The 23,971-nt window shown below is 42.5% G+C and carries 16 protein-coding genes; 13 read left to right on the forward strand and 3 right to left on the reverse strand.

Annotation, left to right across the window (positions count from 1 at the left end; all coding sequences use genetic code 11):
- Positions 1 to 34 precede the first annotated feature (34 nt).
- On the reverse strand, positions 35 to 922 hold the full coding sequence (locus N477_RS09825) for a DMT family transporter (protein ID WP_063362054.1): 888 nt from the start codon (positions 920 to 922) through the stop codon (positions 35 to 37).
- Between the two features lie 233 nt (positions 923 to 1,155).
- On the opposite strand from N477_RS09825, the gene N477_RS09830 reads away from it, so the two are divergent.
- The 13 genes from N477_RS09830 to N477_RS09890 all read left to right on the forward strand — a co-directional run bounded on the left by N477_RS09830 (position 1,156) and on the right by N477_RS09890 (position 19,979).
- Complete coding sequence (locus N477_RS09830) at positions 1,156 to 1,350, forward strand: hypothetical protein (RefSeq protein ID WP_063362053.1); 195 nt, start codon at positions 1,156 to 1,158, stop codon at positions 1,348 to 1,350.
- Between the two features lie 299 nt (positions 1,351 to 1,649).
- The gene (locus N477_RS09835; protein ID WP_063362052.1) at positions 1,650 to 2,597 is read left to right on the forward strand and encodes a homoserine O-succinyltransferase; all 948 of its coding nucleotides are present in this window, start codon (positions 1,650 to 1,652) and stop codon (positions 2,595 to 2,597) included.
- Positions 2,598 to 2,655: 58 nt separating this feature from the next.
- Entirely contained in the window at positions 2,656 to 3,678 is a 1,023-nt protein-coding gene (locus tag N477_RS09840) for a homocysteine S-methyltransferase family protein (RefSeq protein ID WP_419555238.1), read from the forward strand.
- A gap of 11 nt (positions 3,679 to 3,689) precedes the next feature.
- Complete coding sequence (gene metH / locus N477_RS09845; RefSeq protein ID WP_063362050.1) at positions 3,690 to 6,317, forward strand: methionine synthase; 2,628 nt, start codon at positions 3,690 to 3,692, stop codon at positions 6,315 to 6,317.
- A 713-nt stretch (positions 6,318 to 7,030) separates the two neighbouring features.
- Positions 7,031 to 8,362, forward strand: coding sequence for an ABC transporter permease (locus N477_RS09850; protein WP_063362049.1), 1,332 nt, complete (start codon positions 7,031 to 7,033; stop codon positions 8,360 to 8,362).
- A 12-nt stretch (positions 8,363 to 8,374) separates the two neighbouring features.
- On the forward strand, positions 8,375 to 9,586 hold the full coding sequence (locus N477_RS09855; RefSeq protein ID WP_063362048.1) for an ABC transporter permease: 1,212 nt from the start codon (positions 8,375 to 8,377) through the stop codon (positions 9,584 to 9,586).
- Positions 9,587 to 9,904: 318 nt separating this feature from the next.
- Entirely contained in the window at positions 9,905 to 10,588 is a 684-nt protein-coding gene (locus N477_RS09860) for an ABC transporter ATP-binding protein (RefSeq protein WP_063362047.1), read from the forward strand.
- A gap of 10 nt (positions 10,589 to 10,598) precedes the next feature.
- Complete coding sequence (locus tag N477_RS09865) at positions 10,599 to 11,933, forward strand: ABC transporter permease (RefSeq protein WP_063362046.1); 1,335 nt, start codon at positions 10,599 to 10,601, stop codon at positions 11,931 to 11,933.
- Between the two features lie 9 nt (positions 11,934 to 11,942).
- Complete coding sequence (locus tag N477_RS09870; RefSeq protein WP_063362045.1) at positions 11,943 to 13,151, forward strand: ABC transporter permease; 1,209 nt, start codon at positions 11,943 to 11,945, stop codon at positions 13,149 to 13,151.
- A 237-nt stretch (positions 13,152 to 13,388) separates the two neighbouring features.
- Positions 13,389 to 14,282: a hypothetical protein gene (locus N477_RS09875; RefSeq protein WP_063362044.1), complete on the forward strand. Its 894-nt coding sequence runs from the start codon at positions 13,389 to 13,391 to the stop codon at positions 14,280 to 14,282.
- Positions 14,279 to 16,126 carry a GGDEF domain-containing protein gene (locus N477_RS09880; RefSeq protein WP_063362043.1) on the forward strand — a complete coding sequence of 616 codons (1,848 nt, stop codon included), beginning with the start codon at positions 14,279 to 14,281 and terminating at the stop codon, positions 16,124 to 16,126. The genes N477_RS09875 and N477_RS09880 overlap by 4 nt, the downstream gene beginning before the upstream one ends.
- A 77-nt stretch (positions 16,127 to 16,203) precedes the next feature.
- Positions 16,204 to 18,639 (forward strand): ATP-dependent helicase HrpB, encoded by a 2,436-nt coding sequence (gene hrpB, locus N477_RS09885; protein ID WP_063362042.1) that lies wholly within the window; start codon positions 16,204 to 16,206, stop codon positions 18,637 to 18,639.
- A gap of 131 nt (positions 18,640 to 18,770) precedes the next feature.
- Positions 18,771 to 19,979, forward strand: coding sequence for an MFS transporter (locus N477_RS09890; protein ID WP_063362041.1), 1,209 nt, complete (start codon positions 18,771 to 18,773; stop codon positions 19,977 to 19,979).
- Positions 19,980 to 20,035: 56 nt separating this feature from the next.
- Here N477_RS09890 and N477_RS09895 read toward each other — a convergent pair whose 3' ends face one another.
- Together N477_RS09895 and N477_RS09900 are read right to left on the reverse strand one after the other, a co-directional pair.
- Positions 20,036 to 21,751, reverse strand: a complete 1,716-nt coding sequence (locus N477_RS09895) for an alkaline phosphatase D family protein (protein ID WP_063362040.1) — start codon at positions 21,749 to 21,751, stop codon at positions 20,036 to 20,038.
- Between the two features lie 608 nt (positions 21,752 to 22,359).
- On the reverse strand, positions 22,360 to 23,889 hold the full coding sequence (locus N477_RS09900; RefSeq protein ID WP_063362039.1) for a hypothetical protein: 1,530 nt from the start codon (positions 23,887 to 23,889) through the stop codon (positions 22,360 to 22,362).
- Between the last annotated feature and the right edge of the window lie 82 nt (positions 23,890 to 23,971).

Raw genomic sequence — 23,971 nt, forward strand, 5'->3', positions numbered from 1 at the left:
ATAAACCGGCTGAGATGGCCTCTTTCCTAAATCTTTATCCCCTCAAAAGTAAAATAATACCGCTCAATGCGGTTATCCCACCAAATATCATCCCACGTGTAACATGCTCTTTTCGGATTAAACTCATGGTCATTACCATTAAAGGAGCTGCTGAAAAAATGGTTTGTGCAGTCGCCGGATCTGTATTGTTGACTGAGATAAGTTGCAGCCATAGTCCGATAAAGGTGCCGAAAAACACCGCAGCAAATAACCAGGCTTTGCCATCAATTCCTTTAAGCGTAATAGAGCGAGTAAGTGATGCTTGTTTGAGTAGGGCAACTATCATGGCGACGACTAAGGTACCTGAAGCAAGTCGTATCATTGCAGCCCAAAGACTACTGATACTGTCATCATTAAGTGCCCCTTTTGAAAGCACCATGCCTGCCGCTTGGCAAGTGGCTGCTGCAAGTGCAAAGAGCACGCCTTTTCGGTAGATATCTTTATCTAGTTTTGGCAATTTTTGGCTTGGTTTTACCGCGATCATGACGCCAATCGTTGTTATGATAATACCTAGCCAAGCCGTTGCTGAGAGATAAACACTTAGCAAAACGATGTTGAGTAGTCCTGCAATGGCTGGTGCGAGTGATTCAATCACCAGTGTGCGGGCAGGGCCAATATTGCGCAGTGCTGCAAAATAAGCGCTGTCACCAATGGCAATGCCGACAATGCCACTGGCAATCAACCACCCCCAACTCGTATGGCTAGATGGTAATTGCGTATCCCACGTGAAAAGGAGTACGGCTGCCATTAATGCAGTAGCGATAACGCCCTTTGCGACATTTAATTCTAATGGATTTAGATGATGACTAAATCGTTTATAGAGCAGAGTCGAAAATGCCCATACTGCAGCTGCACAAAATGCAGCGATCTCTCCAATACCCACAAATTTACTTAGTTACTTGTTTGCTAATGTGGCGGTACTGTAATTAATTTGTTTATATATGCAATAAAATTGAGTTTAATCGTCTGTGATTATCTTGTTCTCTTCTTTGTATTTCCCACTCAAAAATAAACTTTCAGTTTTTATTGAAACTTTAGAACTTAATTTGCTACACTCATCGGTGTTGAAATAGTCGTGTGCTTAAATCGGCCTATGGCCTTGTGCTGGAGAGTGAAATGATCCTAGATGCAATTCAAATTAATTTAATTATTTTGGGCTTTTGTATGTTTATCTCATGCATCATTATGGCGATGACGGAGTCAAAGCAATTTGCAGGAGAGCAGCGTTTAAAAGTGGGTATTGAATATGGCATTTTTGCAGCGACAGGGTTGATAGCGAGTGTCGTCTTAGGTTATGGCTATTTCAGTTGATCATCTACTTGCATGACAGGGTGCTTATTGCTTGAGCACCCTATATTCTTTTCTTCTAATTCCTTCCTACCAACTAAGCTAAATGTAGCTTACCCCTTCTTTAAATTGGCTTTTTTTGAGCCATGTCTCTCTGTTTCTCATAACTTTTATTTCGGTTTATTTCAGTCCTCCTGATATTGCCATTTAGAAGTGCCCTACATTTGGACGTCTGAACATCTAGAAGTTGATATTTTATGGCGTTCGTTCATAATGTCAGCCACTATAGTAGTGTCAGTTTTATCCAATTAGGGGAGGATCTCATGCCGATCACTGTTAAAGACGAGTTACCCGCGATTGCGAGGCTGCGTCATGAAAATGTTTTCGTGATGCCAAAAAGCCGCGCCATGTCTCAAGAGATCCGTCCGATGCGTTTAGCCATATTGAACCTAATGCCAAATAAGGTAGAAACAGAGGTTCAATTTATTCGCTTGTTGGCCAACTCCCCACTGCAAGTCAATGTTGATTTATTGCGTCTCGATACGCATCGTAGTTCGGAAAACTCCGAACAGCACTTAAATATGTTTTATCGTTACTTTTCTGAAGTAAAAGACGAAAACTACGATGCTTTGATTGTGACTGGTGCACCATTGGCACATTTGGAATATACGGATGTAATCTACTGGCAAGAACTACAAGCGTTTTTTGACTGGGCTGAAAACCACGTAACCTCAACTTTATTTTCCTGTTGGGCGGCTCATGCCGGTTTGTATCATCATCATGGTTTAAAGCGAGATCTTAAAGAGCAAAAGCTATGTGGTGTATTTAAACATCAAGTGTATTTTGATCACGGCGCTTTGACACGCGGGTTTGATGACGAGTTTTTAGTGCCGCATTCTCGTTACGGCCATATCGACATTGATAAGATTAATAATAATGATGACCTTGTTGTCCTTGCGGGGTCCGAGAAAGTGGGGGCATACCTGCTTAAAAATAAAACGGGCAGTCAGGTGTATATTACTGGGCACCCTGAATATGATGCTGATACACTGCAAAAAGAATATTTGCGTGACCTGCGAAATGGTCCGGATGCCCCTATGCCTGAAAACTATTTTCCAAATAATGATGCTGACGCCAAGCCATCGAAAACGTGGCAAAGTCACGCCTTTTTATTATTTTCAAATTGGTTAAACTATTATGTTTACCAAACGACTCCGTACGATATTAATCTCGTTAGCCAAGACGTAAGGACTAACAATTATGCCGAATAACAGTGTGCCATTTGAGCCTATCGATGGCCAAGCCGTATCTGAAGCGCTGAAAAAAACCATGCAAGAGCGTATTGTCATTTTAGATGGCGCCATGGGTACCATGATCCAAAAACACAAGTTTGAGGAAGAAGATTACCGTGGTGAGCGCTTTAAAGATTGGCATGTGTTGATCAAAGGCAACAATGATTTATTGAGCCTCACGCAGCCTGATGTGATTAAGCAAATTCACCGTGAATATTTAGAAGCCGGTGCTGATATTATCGAAACTAATACATTTAATTCGACCACCATTTCGATGGAAGATTATGACATGGCAAGTTTAAGCCGTGAAATTAATTTCGAGTCAGCAAAACTAGCGCGTCAAGTCTGTGATGAATTTACCGCCAAAGATCCAAGTAAACCGCGTTATGTAGGCGGAGTACTTGGTCCGACGTCAAAAACATGTTCTATTTCTCCTGATGTAAATGATCCGGGTTATCGTAACGTGACCTTTGATGCGCTGGTGGAAGCGTATATTGAATCAACCCTTGCCTTAATTGAGGGCGGCGCGCACCTTATTTTGATTGAAACGATTTTTGATACGCTCAATGCCAAAGCGGCTGCCTATGGCGTAGAAGAGGCATTTGAGCAAGCTGGGATCCGCTTACCTGTAATGATTTCAGGCACTATTACTGATGCGTCTGGTCGTACTTTGTCAGGTCAAACCACAGAGGCATTTTATAACTCTATTCGTCATATCAAGCCGATTTCTATTGGTTTAAATTGCGCGTTAGGACCTGATCTACTGCGTCCTTATGTTGAAGAGCTATCACGCGTATGTGAAACCTTTACGTCCGTGCACCCTAATGCGGGCTTACCGAATGAATTTGGCGAGTATGATTTAGAAGCCGATGATATGAGTAAGGAGATTGTTGACTGGGGTAAAGAAGGCTTTATCAATATAGTTGGCGGGTGCTGCGGTACGACACCTGAGCATATTAAAGCCTTTGCGGGTGGTTTGGCTACTGTGTCACCGCGTAAGCTCCCTGAGCTTGAAGTACGCATGCGTTTATCTGGCCTTGAAGCCTGTAATCTGAATTAGGAAGTATCATTATGACGCAATCTACTGCTGTATTTACTAACGTTGGTGAAAGAACCAATGTCACAGGATCAGCGCGATTTAAACGCCTCATTTTAGAAGAAGATTACGAAACAGCGCTTGAAGTTGCCAGAGAGCAAGTTGAAGGCGGTGCGCAGGTGATTGATATCAACATGGATGAAGCCATGTTGGACTCAAAAATGGCGATGGTGAAGTTTTTAAACTTGATTGCCTCTGAGCCTGAGATCTCAAAAGTGCCTATTATGGTTGACTCCTCGAAGTGGGATGTCATCGTCGCTGGTCTGAAATGTATTCAGGGTAAGGCCATTGTAAATTCTATCTCGTTGAAAGAGGGCAGAGAGCCTTTTGTACATCAGGCCAAGGTATTAAAGCGTTTTGGTGCAGCTGTTGTTGTCATGGCGTTTGACGAAGTCGGTCAGGCTGAAACGGCAGATCGTAAGTTTGAAATTTGCCAGCGCTCGTACAAAATTCTTGTGGATGAGCTTGGCTTCCCGCCAGAAGACATTATCTTTGACCCGAATATCTTTGCCGTTGCCACCGGTATTGAAGAACATGATAACTATGCCGTTGAATTTATTGAGGGCACGCGCCGCATAAAGCAAAATCTACCGCACTGTAAGGTATCAGGCGGTGTGTCTAACGTATCGTTCTCGTTCCGAGGCAACAACCCAGTTCGTGAAGCTATCCACTCAGTCTTTTTGTACCATGCCATCAAAGCTGGGATGGATATGGGGATAGTCAACGCCAGTCAATTGGCGGTGTATGACGATATTCCACTTGAATTGAGAAACGCTGTTGAGGATGTGATCCTCAATACTGATCCAGATGCAGGTGAGCGCTTAGTGGATATTGCCCCTAAATACTCTGGTATGGCTCAAGCTGAGAAAAAAGAGGATTTAGAGTGGCGTACATGGCCGGTTGCGAAAAGGTTAGAGCATGCCCTTGTAAAAGGGATCACTGAGTATATCGATGAAGATACAGAAGAGTGTCGTTTAAGCTTTGATAAGCCTATCCAAGTGATCGAAGGACCACTGATGGATGGTATGAATGTGGTCGGTGACTTATTTGGTGCCGGTAAAATGTTCCTGCCTCAGGTGGTTAAATCGGCCCGTGTAATGAAGCGAGCTGTAGCCTATCTTGACCCGTTTATTGAGGCGGAAAAAGAAGAGGGCGCAAGTAACGGTAAAATCGTTATGGCTACCGTAAAAGGCGATGTTCACGATATTGGTAAAAATATTGTGGGGGTTGTGTTGCAGTGTAATAACTATGAAGTGGTTGACTTAGGTGTCATGGTCCCTGCTGAAAAGATCTTGCAAACGGCCATTGATGAAAAAGCAGATGTCATTGGCTTATCTGGCCTTATTACTCCATCACTGGATGAAATGGTACATGTGGCGAAAGAAATGACACGTCGCGGCTTTGATATTCCATTATTAATTGGTGGGGCAACCACATCTAAAGCCCATACTGCGGTGAAGATTGAGCCTCAGTATGACAAAGGCGTTATTTATGTGAACAATGCCAGCCGAGCTGTTGGGGTGGTGTCTAGCCTACTAAGTGATACTCAAAAACCTGTGTTCCTAGAGAAAACAGCCAATGAATATGTCAAAGTGCGTGAGCAACAAGCGCGTAAAAAGCCGCGTTCAAAGCCGGTGACGCTCGCCCGTGCGCGTGACAATGCGACAAAACTGGATTGGGATAACTATACCCCACCAAAACCTAAAAAGTTGGGTATTACTGAGTTTAAAGATGTCAGCATTGCTACATTGCGTAAATACATAGATTGGACGCCTTACTTCATGACATGGTCTTTAGCGGGTAAATATCCGCGTATTTTAGAAGACGACATTGTCGGTGAAGAAGCTAAAAAGTTATTTGCTGATGCCAATGCCATGCTCGATGACTTGGAGCAAACAGGCAAATTACAACCGCTTGGCGTCATTGGTTTATTCCCTGCAAACCGTGTGGATGATGATATTGAAATTTACACTGATGAGTCTCGTTCAGAAGTCATTTTAAAATCTTGTCAGCTACGTCAACAAACAGAAAAAACGGATTTTCCGAATTATTGTTTAGCAGACTATGTTGCGCCAAAAGGTATAGATGATTATTTTGGCGCATTTGCGGTGACAGGGGGGCTTGAAGAGGATGACTTAGCGGATGCGTTTGATGCGCAGCAAGATGACTACAACAAGATCATGGTTAAAGCGGTTGCTGACAGATTAGCAGAAGCCTTTGCTGAATATTTGCACGAACAGGTGCGAAAAGAATACTGGGGATTTGCGGCGGGTGAATCGCTGACCAACGAAGAACTTATCCGTGAAAATTACCAAGGTATTCGTCCTGCACCAGGTTATCCTGCTTGTCCTGAGCATACAGAGAAGAAAAAAATCTGGGCGCTACTGGATGTTGAAAACCGTATCAATATGAAATTAACTAGCTCTTATGCCATGTGGCCGGGCGCTGCGGTTTCAGGTTGGTATTTCTCACACCCTGATTCAAAGTACTTTGCCGTTGCCGCAATTCAAAAAGATCAGGTTGAAGACTATGCTCGCAGAAGTGATATGTCTTTAGAAGAAGCCGAGCGGTGGTTATCTCCTAATTTAGGTTATGACAATTAATCATTATTCTTCATGTGCGCTTTGTATTGTTACCTAGCGCACTTTCATACTCTACGTCCTTATTATCTAAAAGTGGTTTATTTCAGTAATTAAATCAATCCAGGTCTTAGCTTTGAGGTTGTGAAAGTTGAGGGCTAAAGCGAATTTACAAGTTTTAAACCATCTCAACTATCAGGTGGGCAACATTAATAATCGGCCATAGCACGTACTCTCGTAACTCAATTCACAGTTACTCAGCTGACGAACTGACAGGGGAGGACGATTTGAATGGCTAAGCATAAAACGCTGCATGATTTATCTATTCAACATTAAATTTACCAGCATTGCACCTTAGGTACTATTTGCCTGAAAAGTTACTTTTCAACTGAAAATTAACAATTGAAGGGTTGATGTGGTGACTTTTTGGTGATTATTATGTATCTTTCCTGTTTTCCAACCTTTTATTTAACAAATAAGTGATTTTTACTATTTTGGGAGAGGTTGGAAGCAAAGTAGAGTAACCTACTCATAAGGGATTAATGGATTAATTCACAAAGAATCAAGGAATTATCAGGAACAATAATAATGTTACACAAGCTAAGTCTCATGTCTGAAAACTCGTCTAATACGCCTCAAAGTCAAACTTTATTACCTACATACAACTCAGTGTTAGCTGGTGAGTACGCTTTTCCGTCTTGTTATATAAAAAAAGTTAACAGATATTAGGAGTGAGTATGCTGTTCTATTATATAAAGCTTGCAGTTTTTAGCTTAAAAAGAACGCCTCTTTTAAGCTTTTTGATGATTGCGACGATTTCAGTCGGCATTGCAGCAACCATGATTACTTATACAGTCAGCTACATGATGAATAAGGACCCTATTCCAAGTAAGAGCGACCGCTTGTTCACGGTGCATTTAAGCTCATGGAGTCAGGAGCAAATGTTTCGGATGCGAGATGGTAAGGAAGATATTCCTGTGTTCGTCACATACCAAGATGCGATGAATTTATATAGGCAAAAAGCTGGCGTGAATCAGACCATTATTAGCAGCCATAAAGCAATGGCACGCAGCTCTACACAGCCTATTAATGAAGCTATATCTACCTATATCAGGCCTACAACGCGTGAGTTTTTTGACATGTTCGAAGCGCCTTTTTTATATGGCGCTCCATGGACGTCACTTGATGATGAACAAGGGATACAAGTGGTGATTTTATCAAAACAGCGCAATGAGAGATTATTTGACGGGCAGAATTCTATAGGTAAAGAAGTATTAATTAGTGGTCGTTTGCATCGTGTGGTGGGGGTTTTGGATGATTGGCCATTAATACCCAGGTTCTATCTAGAGGGGCCAGAAATGTTTGCGGAAGCTCGAGATATGTTTATTCCTTTTCGTGCTCAGATAAATAATGAATGGTTATCGACAAAAGATACCAGTATGTATTGCTGGGGCAGCTATGACTTAAGTGAGCTGAGCTCTGTGCTTAATTCAGAATGTGTCTGGCTGTATTTTTGGGTTGAATTAGACTCGGCAGAACAACGCGGCGATTACTTAAACTTTGTAAATAATTATGCGATGGAGCAACAAGAATTAGGGCGCTTTCCCAGAGAGCAAATGAACCGTGTGTTAGATGTGAATGAGTTTATTAAATACAGTAAAATCGTTGGCAGTGATAGTAAGATTGCTGTGTGGCTAGCAGGTGCATTCTTAATCGCTTGCTTATTGAACTGTATGAGTTTAATGATGACAAAGTTTCATGGTAAGGGGTCTGAAGTTGGCTTGAGGCGCGCTATAGGGGCGAGTAAACAGGATATTGCGTGGCAGTTTAGTTTTGAAGCGATGATCATCGGTTTTGTTGGTGGAGTTGTGGGGCTAGTTCTGGCCAATATTGGCTTATCAGTGACCGCGCAAGTATATAGTCATTTGAATGCTCAGTTGATGACAATGAATGTTGAACTTGTGATGATAACGATATTAATGTCTGTTACGACGAGTATCTTATTTGGTGGTTATCCAATATATAGAGCATGTCAAATCCAACCATCTAGTCAGTTAAAAAGTTTATAAAAAGGGACGAAAATGAAAGATCTTAAACCCATTATCAAGTCTCTTTTACACTCAAAAATGACCCCGTTGCTACTTATTTTACAAGTTGCAGTTACGTTTACAATTTTGGTCAACTCGATTTATTTGATGGTGGAAAAGCGCACAGAACTTAATAACCCAAGTGGTTTAGCAGAAGATAGCCTTTTCTCATTTCAAATGTCACTCAACGGCGAAAATACGGAGGAAAGAGTGGCAAGTCTGTATAGAGACTTAGAGTCAATCAGAGCACTTGATAGTGTTGCAGAAGTGACAACCGTGAGTTCAATTCCGCTTTCCCATCGAGGTGGTGGATTTGAAATTAGGGTAGACCCAAATGAGACAGGCTATATAACGAAAGCTGCATTTTTTACCGGCGGGCATCAAATAATCGACACAATGGGACTAAATTTGATTGCCGGAGAGGGGTTTTCGCCGGTCGATGAAGATGTTGTGAGTGTTTTTACCGCAGATAGAGCTGTAGACATTGTAATTACAAAAGCGCTTGCGCAAGAACTGTACCCCGAAGATTGGCACAAAGCACTTGGGAAAACGGTATATCTGGATCAATCACCGCAAAATGTTCGCGGGATCGTAGAATATTTGGTTGGCCCTTGGAATTTTTGGCCGCAGAAGAATAATAATGTGATCTATCCTACCATTTTCGTGATGAGTGATATGAACGTGCTGGTCAGAGCGCATAAAGGACAGCTCGAGAACAGTATGCGGGATGTAGTGGAATTGTTGATGCAGGATCCAACGCGCTATATAGATGAGTTAAAATCGATGAATGAGTTGAAGGAAACTGCCTACCAAGCACAAAATGCGGCCTATACGACGTTACAGGCGGTCATAATAGGCTTATCACTCATCACCATGCTGGCGGTTTTTGGTCAAGCCAGATTCGCGGTTTTAAAGCGCCGAAAACAAATAGGTACTAGACGTGCGCTTGGTGCGAGCAGAGCGGAGATAATTCGCTATTTTACCCTTGAGAATACGGTTTTAACTGTATGTGGTATTGCTATTGGTATGGTGCTGACAATCTTGGCGAACAACTTAATTGTTGAACACTTTGAACTATCTCCAGTTCCTATGCCGTATCTTATATATGGTGGAATTATTATTTTTGTTGCAGGCTTCGTTGCGGTAATTCAGCCGGCAGTAAGAGCAGCAAACGTCTCCCCAGCAGAAGCAACACGAGCTGTGTAACTTCCACCAAGAAGCTTGCTATATGTGAGCTTCTTACCTGCTTACCTTTGATGGTGAAATATTAGTAAATTTATTCCCTGCTTAGCGTGTTGTATCATTGATTTTTTTGGTGAATTTTATATTAATTTTGTGTTTATTTTATCTGATTTGTTTTACAATAAATTCAGTTTGTTTTTTGGGTACTAAATGTCCCAATGGAATAATGAAGATAAATAAAGCTATAAAAATCAGGTTACTGCATTGCTTTCTTTGTGCTTCGGCGTCAGGAGTAATAGCTAAGTAGTGTAAAGTAATTAATATAGAGTTAAAGGAAATGCCATGTTAAAAATGCGGGGAGTTGCTAAGTCTTTCATCACTGATACGATCAAAACACAGGCGTTGCAGCCATTTGATCTTGAGATTAAGCAAGGGGAGTTTGTTGCTGTAGTTGGGCCTTCTGGTTCCGGAAAAACGACATTTTTAAATATTGCGGGTTTGCTAGAGGAGCACTCTGAGGGGCAATACTTTTTAGATGAAAAAGAGACCACCGGATTATCTGATAAACAAAAATCATCGCTAAGAAATCAAAAAATCGGGTTTATCTTTCAGAGTTTTAACCTTATCCCAGAGCTCAATCTGTTTGACAATGTTGAAATGCCGCTTAGATATCGAGATTTTAACGCGAAAGAACGCTCAGAAAGAGTGTTAAATGCGTTAGAGCAGGTTGGTCTTGCCGGACGTAAATCTCATTACCCTCAACAGTTGTCGGGCGGCCAACAGCAACGTGTTGCGATTGCAAGAGCCTTGGCAGGCAGCCCTTCATTTTTACTTGCCGATGAACCGACCGGAAATCTCGATTCAAAAATGGCAGACGGCATTATGTCTCTGCTCAAAGATATTAATAAACAAGGCACCAGTATTTTAATGGTGACCCATGACATGGAGCAGGCGCAGCAAGCGGGTCGAATTGTAGAGATACGAGATGGCCACCTAAGCGAGCAAAAAGTTGCAATGACTGCATAGGGGGAGGCTAATGGGTAATTATTACTTTAAGTTAGCTTGGCTCAGTTTGAAAAAAACGCCTCTGCTGAGCTTATTGATGGTGGGTACAATCGCCATTGGGATAGCTGCCGCCATGATCACTATCACGGTAGGATATATGATGGGTAAAAATCCTCTACCTCACAAAAGTGAACGTGTCGCTATGGTGCATTTAAATGCTTGGGATCCAGCTGAGCCAATCAGTCATAGAAGAAATGGTGAGCCAGACGTTCCTAGTATGCTGACTTACCGAGATACTATGGCGCTTATCGCTGCTGACAGAGCCGATAAACATGTCCCTTTTACAAACTTTGCAGCTACGATAAGAGTTGAAGATGCTGATGTAAGAACAGCACAATTGCATGAAGTCCGTTCTACGAGTCGTCATTTTTTTAGTGTTTTTGGTGCGCCTTTCATTTATGGGGGAACCTGGAGTGAAGAGGCTGATACACAAGGTGAGTCTGTTATCGTATTATCAAAAAGAGAAAATGATCGCTTGTTTCAGGGGGCTGATTCAACTGGTGCACATGTTATTGTCGGCTCACATTTGTATCGAGTAGTGGGTGTCATAGACGACTGGCAACCGACACCTAGATTTTATGTCAACGCGCACGAAATGTATAAATCGACTTCACCCTACTTTGTCCCTTTCGAATCACAAATGAGAAATAACCTCTTTTCGCCAACGTCTATGCCTTGGGATTGCTGGGGGGATGGGCCAACCTCAACTTTACAAGAAGTCATGCTCTCTGAATGTGTCTGGATAAAGCTTTGGCTAGAGTTTGAAACTGAAGAACAAAAGCATGAATATTTCGAGTTTATGGAGGATTACACTGAGGAGCAAAGAAAAATGGGACGCTTTAACCGGCCTGAACCTAATCGACTCATGTCTGTAACAGAGTTTTTAGAAGAAGAAGGGGCGGTCAGTGAAGAAAATAAAATCGGGATAGGTTTTGCGTTAGCATTTTTATTTGCCTGTCTGTGCAATGTAATGAGCTTAATGATTACTAAGTTTCATGGCAAGGGGGGCGAAGTTGGCTTACGCCGTGCTGTCGGTGCCACAAAGCAAAACATAGCAATACAATTTGGCTATGAGTCTGCTTTGCTAGGTTTCTTTGGAGGAGTGATAGGCTTGATACTGGCGCAGCTGGGACTTTCAGTCTTGACGGAGATGTACCCAGAGTATCATGCAAACGTGATGACGATGAATTTTAGCTTAATGGTGAGTACTATTTTGCTTGCAGTTGGGACGTCTTTACTATTTGGACTTTGGCCGATTTATCGTGCAGTTCGAGTTCAATTATCCAGTCAACTTAAAAGTTTATAGGAGCGTAAGATGAAGGATCTCGCACCCATACTTAAAACGTTATGGAAGAATAAAACCGGCCCAATGCTATTGATCATGCAAATTGCGGTGGCTTTCACTATTTTGATAAATATCTCTTTTATGGCGGTATCTAAATTACATGAGCTGAAAGTGCCAAGCGGTCTTGACGAAGAAGTCCTGTTTTCCCTACGAACAAATTTTCCAGTTGCCCCTGATGAAAATGCAGCGCGGATACAACAAGATTTATTGGCAATTCAAACTCTAGATAGTGTTGATAATGCGACTGCCGTGAATTCAATCCCACTGACTAGCTGGGGGCTATTTGACTCGATAAACGCGACGATAGATCCAGACAGTTATATCGCTCAGGCGGGTACTTATACTGGTTCAAAAGAGTTTATCGATACGCTTGGTCTAGAGATCGTTGCTGGTCGAGGGTTTGAAGATAGCGAAGTACAAATTGCGCAACTTGACTACCACGAACGTCCAAATTCAATCCTAGTGACACAAGGCTTGGCCAAGTGGATATCACGAGAGGATTGGGCTGGGGCAGCAGGTATGACAGTGTATATTAATGGACAACCTTATCAGGTTGTCGGTGTAATCAAGGAGCTGGTTGCTGTATGGCCTGATTGGACTGGGAATGAGCGTAGCATCGTATTGCCAACTTATCATTATGCTAATGAAGGTAAGCTTATGATTAAAGCAAAACCAGGCCAACTTGAACAAGCAATGGAAGATGTTAATGGCTTACTGATGCAGCTACCTGGTCGATTTGTTACAGATCTGGAGAAGTTTAAGGACACGCGAGAAAAAGGCTATAAGGGTATGGAGTCATCACTCATTATTCTTATGAGCGTGACGGTGGGGCTGATAATGTTGACTATGTTAGGCGTGTTTGGACAAGCACGTTTTACCTTGATGAAACGCCGTCGTCAAATTGGCACAAGAAGAGCATTAGGTGCAAGTAAATCTCATATTATGAGGTATTACGTTATTGAAAGTATTTTGGTTGCAGGCACAGGTGTAATCGTAGGCAGTCTTATGGCTGTGCTATTAAATGTCAAACTGATGGAAATTTTCCGAGTGGACTCAGTACCATTTGAGTATTTTCTTTATGGAGGCTTAAGTGTCTTGGTGGCTAGCCTAGTCGCAGTGATCCCTACAGCGTATAGTGCAGCTAATATTTCCCCTGCAACGGCAACGCGTTCTGTCTAATTCTCCTCACACTCTATCAAAGTAATTCGTTTTCTTTGATAGAGTGGCTTATCAATAATCTATTTCAATATTTATTAAACGAGACGAATGAATGAGTTTGGTTTTTATGTGCTTGTTATTGAGTCTAATTTTATAAAGTAGTAAAAAAAGCTTATTTTTGTGTTTGCTTTAAGTTAACATTTAGCCGTTGGTTTTAGTATACTCTTAGAAGAGTTGGTAAGAAATTGCGGGGTAAACATGAAGTGGCTGATCTGGGGGATACTCAGTTTATATACGTGTCATCTCTATGCTCATAATCAATTAGTTGTTGATATTATGAGCAGTGAAAACTTCAGTCAGCGTTATAATGAATTTCTTAATGGCCGCTCCCCTCTGGACGTCAAATCATTTTATCCCACGACAAAAGGCTCCCATATTGAAATTATTGAAATGGTCTTGCTCCAGCAAGCGCTGTTTTTGGGAGGAGAAACCCGTGAGGTGGTTTTTAATCCTAAACCGTCGGTAAATATCATTGAATTTTCGGATATGATTTCGGGAGATAGCCTAATTTTGGCACGCAGTGTTTGGCATGAAGATATTATTAATTATAGAGGGTCGCTCTATGTGAGTGATGCACTGGTTAAATTTGGCCAGTACGAGGCCGGTTTGTATGTGACTAGGCGCAATGTGGCTTTGCAAAACTTGCCACAAGAGCAGCTAGAGCAATTAACTGTGGTCGCTAATCCAAGGTGGCGGGTTGATTGGCGTGCTTTAAATAACACAGATATTAATATTGTGAGCTTCATAGGTCCTTGGGAGACTATGCTGAATATGGTTGAAACGGAGGTTGTGGATGCCATGCTTATTAACTTTAGTGTCAGCCAAGATCTGTTGCTCAACTTTGAAGGCCGAGAGTATGTGCCTATTCAAAATATTAAAATGATGTTGCCTGATTCTCGTCATTTTATCGTAAGCAAGAATCATCCGCAGGGCGAAATGATTTTTGCTGCGCTCAATCGCGGCTTAAAAATATTACGTGCTCAAGGCGTGTTGGATAAAGCGCTGCAACAGTCAGGGTTTATTAATCACCTAGTTGAGGACTGGCAATATGTGAATCAGCAAATGCTGTATCCGAGTCAGGCAGCACGATGAAACAAAGTCTGTACTTTTTATTGGGGTGCTGTGTGTTGAGCTTTGGGGCTTGGGCAAATATAAGTCTAGAGCCCAATTCCTCACAGCGTGAAGACTTGTCAAAAATGCTGATGCATTTAACAGATAGCCTCAAAGAAGATTATGATCTTAATTTATTACCGCAAGTGCGAGTGCTCAGAGAGCAGTCAAAGCAACTGGGTGCAAAAGACTTACAAGCGCGGTCTTTATTGTTAGAAGGGTTAATTCGCCAACACTTCGGAGATTACAAGCACAGTTTGGTCTTGCATAATGATGCACTGAATATCGCTAAACCTCTAAACTTACCTACTTTAGAAGTACAAATTTACCTTGCGATGGCACAGCTTGAAATGGATTTGGAACGATTCCGCTATGCTCAGCAGCTGCTTGACCAAGCTTATTTTTTAATAACAAAACAGGTTGCAGCCGATAAAGCCCACGCGTTAATGGGTGAGTATGTGCTTTGGCAGGGGTCGTTATATTTACTCAAAGGCAGCTACCGCCAAGCGCTGATGACTTTAAGTGATGCTACATTAACTGAATATACATTGCTGACAAGCAAACTCGCGTTAGCACGAGCTTGGGCACATTTGAGTATTGGGGAGTATCAAAAGGCCCGTCAACTTATCAATTCTGACTTAGTAAAGCAGCCGGTACTTAAACGTAACTTGCATTTACGGGTCCGTTATAAATTGATGGGGGCAACGGCAGCCTTGCAAGCAGGAGATTTTGCGCTGGCCATTGATACAGCTAAACAGGCATTGAATGACACCTTTGGTACTCGCTTTTTAACTGAGCAATCCTTGTTGCAAAATATCTTAGCAGGGGCGTATGCACAGCTCGGTGATTTTGAGCAAGCGCATCTGTATTTAAAGCGCTTTGCATTGTCTCAGCAAGCGCTTAATTTGCAAAAGCGTAACAATAAGCTTTTGCAGCTAGAGGCCCAGTATTCACTCGCGGCACAAAAGCAGCAGTTGAGCGTATTGGAAAAAGACAATACCCTTCAAGCGCAACAACTTATTCAGCACCAGCAGCAAATTGATAATGCACATCTTGCGCAGCAGCGAGGCGTACTTGGTCTGTTGTTAATTGCATTGGTGGTTGGTTTTGGTTATTGGCGCTGGCAAAACAAGCGTTATCTCATCACACTTAAACAACAGGTTGCAGAGCGCACAGAAGAGCTTGCGGAGCGAAATAAGCGTCTGCAAGCTTTGAGTTTTACTGATAGCTTAACAGGGTTAAATAACCGTCATTACTTTTTTAGTGTGATTGATGCTCAAATTAAGCCCGACGTGTCTATGAACAGCGACAAACAAGAAATGATATTTTGCTTGCTGGATATCGATCACTTTAAAAGAGTAAACGACACCTATGGCCACGCAGCAGGGGATATTGTGCTGCAAACGGTTGCCGATATTTTAAAGCAGTGCACCCGAGAAAGTGATTTGGTGATCCGCTGGGGCGGAGAAGAGTTTCTAATCGTGATGCCGAATATGACGCACAATGAGGCCATAGAGGCAGTAGAGCGAGTTCGCAGACAAGTGGAGTGTTTTCCATTTGTGGTTAATGAGCAGCCTATTCAAGTCACTTGCTCTATCGGGTTTGCGCCGTACCCACTGACGAATGGTGTGAATAATGCTTTGAGTTGGGAGCAAGTTATTGAACTTGCTGATAATGGCTTATATATGGCGAAAAAAGAGCATCGCAATGCTTGGGTCGGGTTACAAAGCCTTAATCAGCCGTTAAACTCGTCTATTAAACAGTTAAATGAAGACTATCGAAGCTTGATAAATAGTGGTCAAGTGATCGCGTCAACCAGCTATTAAGCGTAAAAATTGGCATAACAAGACTAGTAGCATGATAAACTAGTTGCATCTATAAATTGTAAAAACTTGAGTCCGCTGTGCTCCCAATTGAAGCTGTTTTTTCCGAGTTAGTCGACCACCTCAATACCCATGAAACCGTGTTATTACAAGCTCCACCTGGTGCTGGTAAATCCACTTGGTTACCTCTTAATCTAATGAAGTCAGGTCAATATCAACGCATTGTGATGTTGGAACCTCGGCGTTTAGCTGCCCGTAATATAGCCCAATTTTTAGCAGGTCAGCTGAATGAGTCGTTAGGTCAGCAAGTGGGACTGAGGATCCGCCAAGAAGTCAAAATATCTGAACAAACTCGGTTGGAAATTGTCACTGAGGGAATGCTGACGCGAATGATACAGCAAGACCCTGAGCTAACGGGTATTGATCTGCTGATTTTTGATGAGTTTCATGAACGCTCACTGGCTGCAGACACGGCTTTGGCATTTGCGTTAGAAACGCAAGCAGCGCTGAGAGATGATTTGAAGATTTTAGTCATGTCAGCAACGCTTGATAGTGAACGTTATCAAACATTTTTACAATGCCCGCTGATCTGCTCTGAAGGGCGCAGTTTCCCAATCGAGCAAAAATATATTCCAGTCAAAGACGAAAGCCAGTGGTTGATGCAAATCGCCCCGGTGATACGCCAAGCTTTAAAAGAAGAAAATGGCAGTATTTTGGTGTTTTTACCCGGTCAAAAAGAGATACGTCACGTGGCTAATGCATTGCAAGGCGTGTTAGATAGCGAGCCTAAAGTGCATATAGCGACCCTATTCGGTGAGCAAGATAAAAGCGCACAACAAGCAGCCATTGCGCCAGCACCTGACGGTGAGCGTAAAATCGTGCTGACAACGAATGTGGCTGAGACATCACTAACGATTGAAGGGATCCGAGTTGTCGTCGACTCTGGAAAGCGCCGCGCAGCCGTATTCAATTTAAAAACGGGCGTGACTGAACTAAAAACCGTCTCCATTTCGCGAGCATCCGCAGTGCAGCGAGCGGGTCGTGCAGGACGAATAGAGTCAGGCGTGGTGTATCGTTTAGGTAGCCAAGCACTGTTTGAGCGGCGCGATGCACATGATAAACCGGATATTTTGAGCTCAGATATTAGTGGACTGATTTTAGAGTCCAAAGTATGGGGGACTCAGATATCTGATTTACCATTATTGGATATGCCAACGGATGCTCAGCGCAAGCAAGCTGAGCAATTGCTGATAGATTTGGAGGCCATTGACAATCAAGGGAAGCTAATGACCCTTGGTAAGCGCATGCAGCAAATGGGCAGTGAGCCAAGGTTTGCGCATATGCTGCTCAAAGTACAAGCGCTTGAAACACAACTACCCGGCATCACTTTATTGGCCTGTTATTTTATGGCGCTACAAGATAGCCGAGTGAAATGTGCGCCGGAGCTCAGCCTTGCGCTCAATCAATTGCACCACAATGCGCCTCAAACATTTACTAAGCAGTTGAAATACTGGTGTAAGCGTGCCGATATATCGTATAAGACCAATGAGCTCGCACTTGAGCATTTGGCCATTGTTGTGGCGCTCGCTTACCCTGATAGGTTGGCAAAGCGACGTGGAAATGGGTTTGTTTTAGCAAATGGTGCGGGTGTAAACGCCCACAATGAGTTTTGGCAAGATTGTGACTATTTGGCCATTGCAGAGCTGGGCGGTCAACAAGGTCAAACCATTTTTAGTGCAACTGAGTTCCAACCGACTTTACTTGAAGCGGTTTTACCTTACTTATTTAAGCAAAAAACGGTTTGTGAGTTTGATCAAAAGCAGACCCAGTTTTTACATCAAGACAGAGTGTACTTAGGGCAATGGGTGCTCAGTGCTAAGCCGAGCTCATCACCGTTAAATGAAGCAGCAAGAACACAGGCATGGGTGTCAATTATTAAAGAAAAGGGCTTAAGCATCTTCTCTGCTTATGGCGACGTTGAGCAGTTGCTGATACGCATGCAATTGGCTGCACAGCATTGTCCAGATACATTTCCAACCAGCACTGAGTCAGACTTAATTGCAGATTTATCACAGTGGTTAGCGCCATTTTTGAGTGAGGTTAAACAGTATAATCAGCTTAAAAAACTCGATTTGAAAAATGCCTTGCTTACTCGCCTAGATTGGCAAAAGCAGCAACAATTAAATACGTTGTTACCAGAGAGAATTAAGGTGCCTAGTGGTTCTCAGATCCGAGTTGAATATCAATTAGAGGGGCCCGCGCGCTTGGCAGTTAAAATGCAAGAAGTCTACGGGATGTTGCAAAGCCCAACACTTTGCGAGGGGAAAGTGAGCGTCTTGATGGCGCTGTTATCACCTGCACAAAGGCCGTTGCAATTGACGCAAGATCTCGCACACTTTTGGCAATCAAGCTACAAAGACGTACAAAAGGAAATGAAGGGCAGGTACCCCAAGCATTTTTGGCCCGATGACCCCGCGACAGCGACTGCCACGAATAAAGTTAAAAGCCGTATGTAAAAGCGCATTCCCCCGTTTGTTAATCTGCGGGGGAATTTTTTTAGAAAAAACGAAAAAACACCTTTACCTAAACTTAACTTGAGGTTTTAGTCTGGCCGTAAAAGATAAATAATAAACAACAGGATATTCAGATGGAACTCACTCAATTCTCTTCGCAAATAGGTCGATTCACGCCGCTCGTATGGGTTATGTTACTTGGCAATTTTTTTGTGAGAGCCAGCTACTATATGGTTTGGCCTTTTCTCGCGGTAATTCTTTACAGCAAATATGGTTTAAGTGCCACAGAGGTCGGTGTACTGCTCACAGGATCTGCGGTGTTTGCGGTATTACTTGGTTTTTATACGGGTAATCTAGCGGATAGGTTTGGTCGGTTTGCGTTGTTATACACGGCAGCCAGCGTTGGTGTGCTCGCTTTTACAGCCTTAGCATTAGCAGAGCAACTATGGGCATTTTGCCTCGCTGTTTTTTTTGCATGTATGCCCAGAACATTGTGGGATGCGCCCAGTAAAGCACTGTTAAGTGATGAACTCAGCAATGGCCAAGATAGGGAGCTTGCCTTGCATTTACTGTACTTTTTAGTGAATGTGGGCGCAGCAATTGGCCCTCTGTTTGGTCTATGGGCTGGACTCAATGGGGAACAGTTTAGCTTTATTTACACTGCATTTGCGTACTTAGGACTGTTACTGGCATTAATTTTAAAGCAATCAGGTGCGGTGAAAAACGAGGACAGTGCGCAGCAAGCTCATGTACCAAGCTTTAAATCTTGGCTTGCTATTTTGCGTCAAGACACGCGTTTTTTATGGGTTTTATTGGCGACATTCTTGGTGTATTTGGTTTATGGGCAGGGCGATTCAAGCTTAGTTCAGTATCTGACTCGCGCTGAGGTTCCTGAACTTGCAGTACTGGTTTCAAGTTTGATTATTACCAACTCACTGGTCATTGTTATTTTCCAATTCCCTTTATTACATGTGATGCGCAATTGGAGTATTCAGTCTCGCTTATATTGTGGCGGTGGTATTTTGGTTTTATCGCAAGTGATGATGGCGATAAATCCCGTTTATGGCTTTTGGGGCTGGATTGGTGCTATCGCAGTATTGAGTTTCAGTGAAGCCATTATGTTTTCAAATATCAATATTTCTATTGACCGTATGGCACCGTCCCATTTAAAAGCGAGTTATTTTGGCGCGGCAGGTTTATGTTCATTGGGCTTTGCATTTGCGCCACTTGTTGGTGGTGTACTACTTGATTGGGGCAGTGGCGCTGTGTTGTTCATTGCGATGGCAATTGCCAGTGTAAAAGCACTTTACCTTTACAAGTTAGCAGAAAGTGCAAGTGAATAGGGGGCAGGTTAAAGTGCCAAGGATTCAAGCTCCCGTGATGGGAGCTTTTTTATGTATTAGAAGTTGATGATGGTCGATACGGCTTCTTCTTCAGTGGTCTGAATCGACAGTTTAATTTGTTTGTTTTGCCAGTCGATATCAACCATACCATAGTTGCTACCCGACTTATTAATCAGATGCCTGTCGCTGGTGGTTAAGTTACTGACGTTATCACTCACAATACCCACTTGACCTGTAGGAATAGTGGCACCTGAAGGCGCACAGTTTCCCCATTCTCCAGCAATACCTTTACCATTGTCATCCACTTGGGTGTAACACCAAGGCTGGTCATGATCTTTTGTGGTACAGCCTCGGTAGGTGGTTCCGCCATAAGTAAATGGGAATTGACACGCTTGGTCATATTGGCCATTGCCTTTGGTATCCGCGTAAACAGGGAGTCTTAACGGGTTTTCAATGTGATATGGCCAATTTTGACCAAAACCTGAAGCGGTCACTTCATAGACGGTGACAGCATCGCCGTGTTCTGCGCTTTTGGGAATTGTTTTTTGTAACAACTCACCCCAATGCTGATCGCCGGAGAGGAAAATAACCGCTTTGGTCTTGCCTGAATTTATCGATTTTTGTACTAAACGCAGTAGTTTAGCACGCTCTGTTGGCACCTCTGCCCATGATTCGTAGCTGGTGCCCGACAGGCCTGTTTCATTCAGCTCAGCAATGGCTTGTTCGAATTGTTGTCCATCACCATATGCACAATATTTGTCTCGACTGCGGCCTTGATAAAGCGGTGGTAAAAACTGAATACCACTGGCGATGAGCTTTATCTCAGACGGCGTATTGAGCTGTTGCTCAAGCCATTGCCATTGCTGCTCACCTAATATGGTGGTTTTATCTCCTTCACACGTACCATAGTTAGTAAATGTCGGTGAGCGGAAATAACGGGCATCTAAAGTGATCACATGGGTACGCTCATTTGCAGGTCCAAGCATTTTTGCTTCGTAAACACCAGCTTGACCATTTAACCTTGGATCATTTGCTGGTGCATCAAAGTGGCGAAGATATTCTTTTTGGCTGGCGACACGCTGAGGATAATGTTTACCGTCGTTATTCGCGCCGTAATCATGATCGTCCCATGTTGCCATGACAGGAATTTGAGCAGCCAAAAATTTTTGATAATCGATGTTACGTTTTTTATCATCATATTTTTGCCGCATGGTATCCATATCTGTGGTATCGGCATAAATGTTGTCACCTAACCAAAGAAATAAATCTGGCTGATGTGAAATTAATTTAGCCAGCGCTTGAGGCATATCGCCTTTGGTTTTAAAGCACGAGCCCAGTGCAACTCTGTCTAAACGTTTACTTGCTTGAGGATGGGTATGTGATAACAGCGGTTCATTTTCAACGGGAGCGCATGCTTCCCAACTTCCTTGTTCATCGGTATAACACCATGGCTCATCATTGTTAATGGTCGCACACCCATAAAAGCGCTCACCTTGAAATATGGAAGGTGTTAGGCATGACTTTCCAGATACTGTTTTGAATTCTGGGATGGTTTCAGTGCGAACATTGCCCCAAGTTTGCCCATCGATAGCTTGTTTTAAATAACACCACTGGCTATTACTATTATTCTTATCTGTAGTGCCTTGATAGCGAGCAAGTTGGTAGCTAAAGTTGGATTGGCACTGCTTATAAGGTACTTCAGGGGCGGCGACGGTATGTAAACTCATACTCCCTAAAAGTATGCTTGCGCATGCTAATTTAGATTGCTTCATTGTAATTCCTAAAAAATTATTGTTCGTCCTCCCTGTTGATTTGGCCCTTAGAGATATGTAGGTGGGGTGCTTCCTGCTTGACAAAAAGCAGTGTATTTCCCAAAAGTGAAACTGCGTTGTCAGAAACATGGCAAAATTATGTCTAAGGTCTTTTTTTAGACTTGTAAAATGCGGAAATATGTTTGTAAGGTTATGAAAATTTGAGTTTTATTATTTTATTTATAAACAATTTTTATTTTTTATTTGGTCCTTGTTTGCTTGTGTTTGTCGTCAATTTTGGGTATTTTTAGCTGGTAATTGTATTTTCCGCGTACTTTTACAAAGTTGCAAAGTAAAAGGATTTTGCAAATAAAGTTAAAACTAAAAATCACAAACTCGCTTAATTGAATAACAAGAACGTTAACTTGCCCATTGAGGACTCAGTTCAAATTGGCAAGAGGCATTTTTGCACAATTGTGTAAGTGGTTGCGGGTACGATAAGTCAAAGTTAATTTGAATTTATCGTGTTAAGAAATGAAATTTGCTAAAAAAAAGCGGCGCCTTACGGTGCCGCTTTTTGTTTTTAAATATCAAAATCTTTACGTGTGTTGCCTGTTCAGTACCTAGACTTATTGAAAATGACGCCAGTATTTTAATGAGAAATTATCAATATTTACCTCAGCTGGTGAGCTACTAAATGATCTGACTCTAACTAGTAAACGATATAGTGCTTTACTCTGGTCAAGCTGATATAGCTCGTTTATTTGGAAGCTGCCATTACCTAATATGCGCTCTTCACAAAATGACGTACGTTCCCCGCCATGGTAATAAATATCCGTACACACTTGGATTGGTTTCCCATACTCAGCTTGGGTGGCATTGAGGTCTAATTGCGTGTGGATCTGACTTGCAAACACCGCTTGGCCCCAAGGGATAAAATGTGAGTAGCTTGCTTGTCGCCATGGTGATAGAGAGAGTGCAAGGCTCTTGTTGCCATAAAGTGGTGCGTCTTGGTTAATGGCGATTGAGACGTCATCCGGGTAGCGTGTTGTGAAATCAATTTGGCCAGATTCATAATCATTCAATACCTGATGCATGGCCCCGTCAACTTTTGTCGATGCACTGTACATATCAATGTCATCGATCACAATGAGATCGTTTGATTCAATCTCAAAATATACAGATGAAATGGCTAAAGTGTCATAGTCATCACTAAAATCGAGCACCAAAGGCACGCGTTTTGTTTCGTTTGCAGCGAGTTCAAGTGTGTTGTAGTTTGCGATGGTATTCGCAGCCCCTGAAAACGCTTTGGTGTAGTCTGCTCGACCAGAAAAATTGACTGCAAGTGATTCATTGCCAGGGTTATGTACAGTGATATATGTGGCTAGATATTCAGGTGTTGAATGGACAATAAACAGATTATTTTTTTCAAATTTCAATTTAAAACGGCCATTGTCATCTGCATTAATTTGCACCGCATTTTGACCTGATGTCGTTGGATGGTGAATGAGTGAGGGAGCACCACTGAAATGCTGATTCAACTGCGCCTGTGTAGCAGACTCAAAGTCACCCTGAATTGGGAAGTGGGTGATCACCGTACTGGTTTCACCTTGGTTTTCACCCAATATGGCTGAAATATTATCAAGGATGACGGGCATTTCTTCGAGTAGATGCATGCTCCATTGCACGGACACTTGTTTGATTTTTTTGTCTTTTGGCAATGTGGTTTTAGCATCAAAAGAGTGAATGCTTTGCGCTTGTGGCGGGATAACATGTGCGTCAGAGCCATAGACTTGCATTTCGCTGCCATCACTAAACTCAATGGTAAATGAGGTATAGAATAAAATGTCTTGAGCAAATTGCGCATGTGCAAGCGCTGGTAGCTGCACGTCAAAGCTGACTTTGAATGGCGTCGATTGTACAAATGTTTGATTAAGCTCGAACGCTCGCTCAATTTCAAAATGACTTTGTGCGTTTACTTGCAAGCTGTATTCGCCAGATATCGGGCTGATATTTGTCCTAGTAATCGACGTCACATCGCCATAGTTTACTTTTATATTCTCCAGAGACTGTTCAAAGTTAAGGTGGGCGACTGATTGAGCATAAGATTGACAGCTACATATACTGACCAAAGCAAGCACTAAAGGCTTAATTTTCATTTTCCTTTCCTTATTTAGTTGTAATTTCAAAGCACTTGTCGGTAGGTTAAATAAAATATTTAGTATTTATTCTAAATTTAAA

It is taken from the genome of Pseudoalteromonas luteoviolacea H33-S (assembly GCF_001625695.1).
Classification (GTDB): Bacteria; Pseudomonadota; Gammaproteobacteria; order Enterobacterales; family Alteromonadaceae; genus Pseudoalteromonas; species Pseudoalteromonas luteoviolacea_B.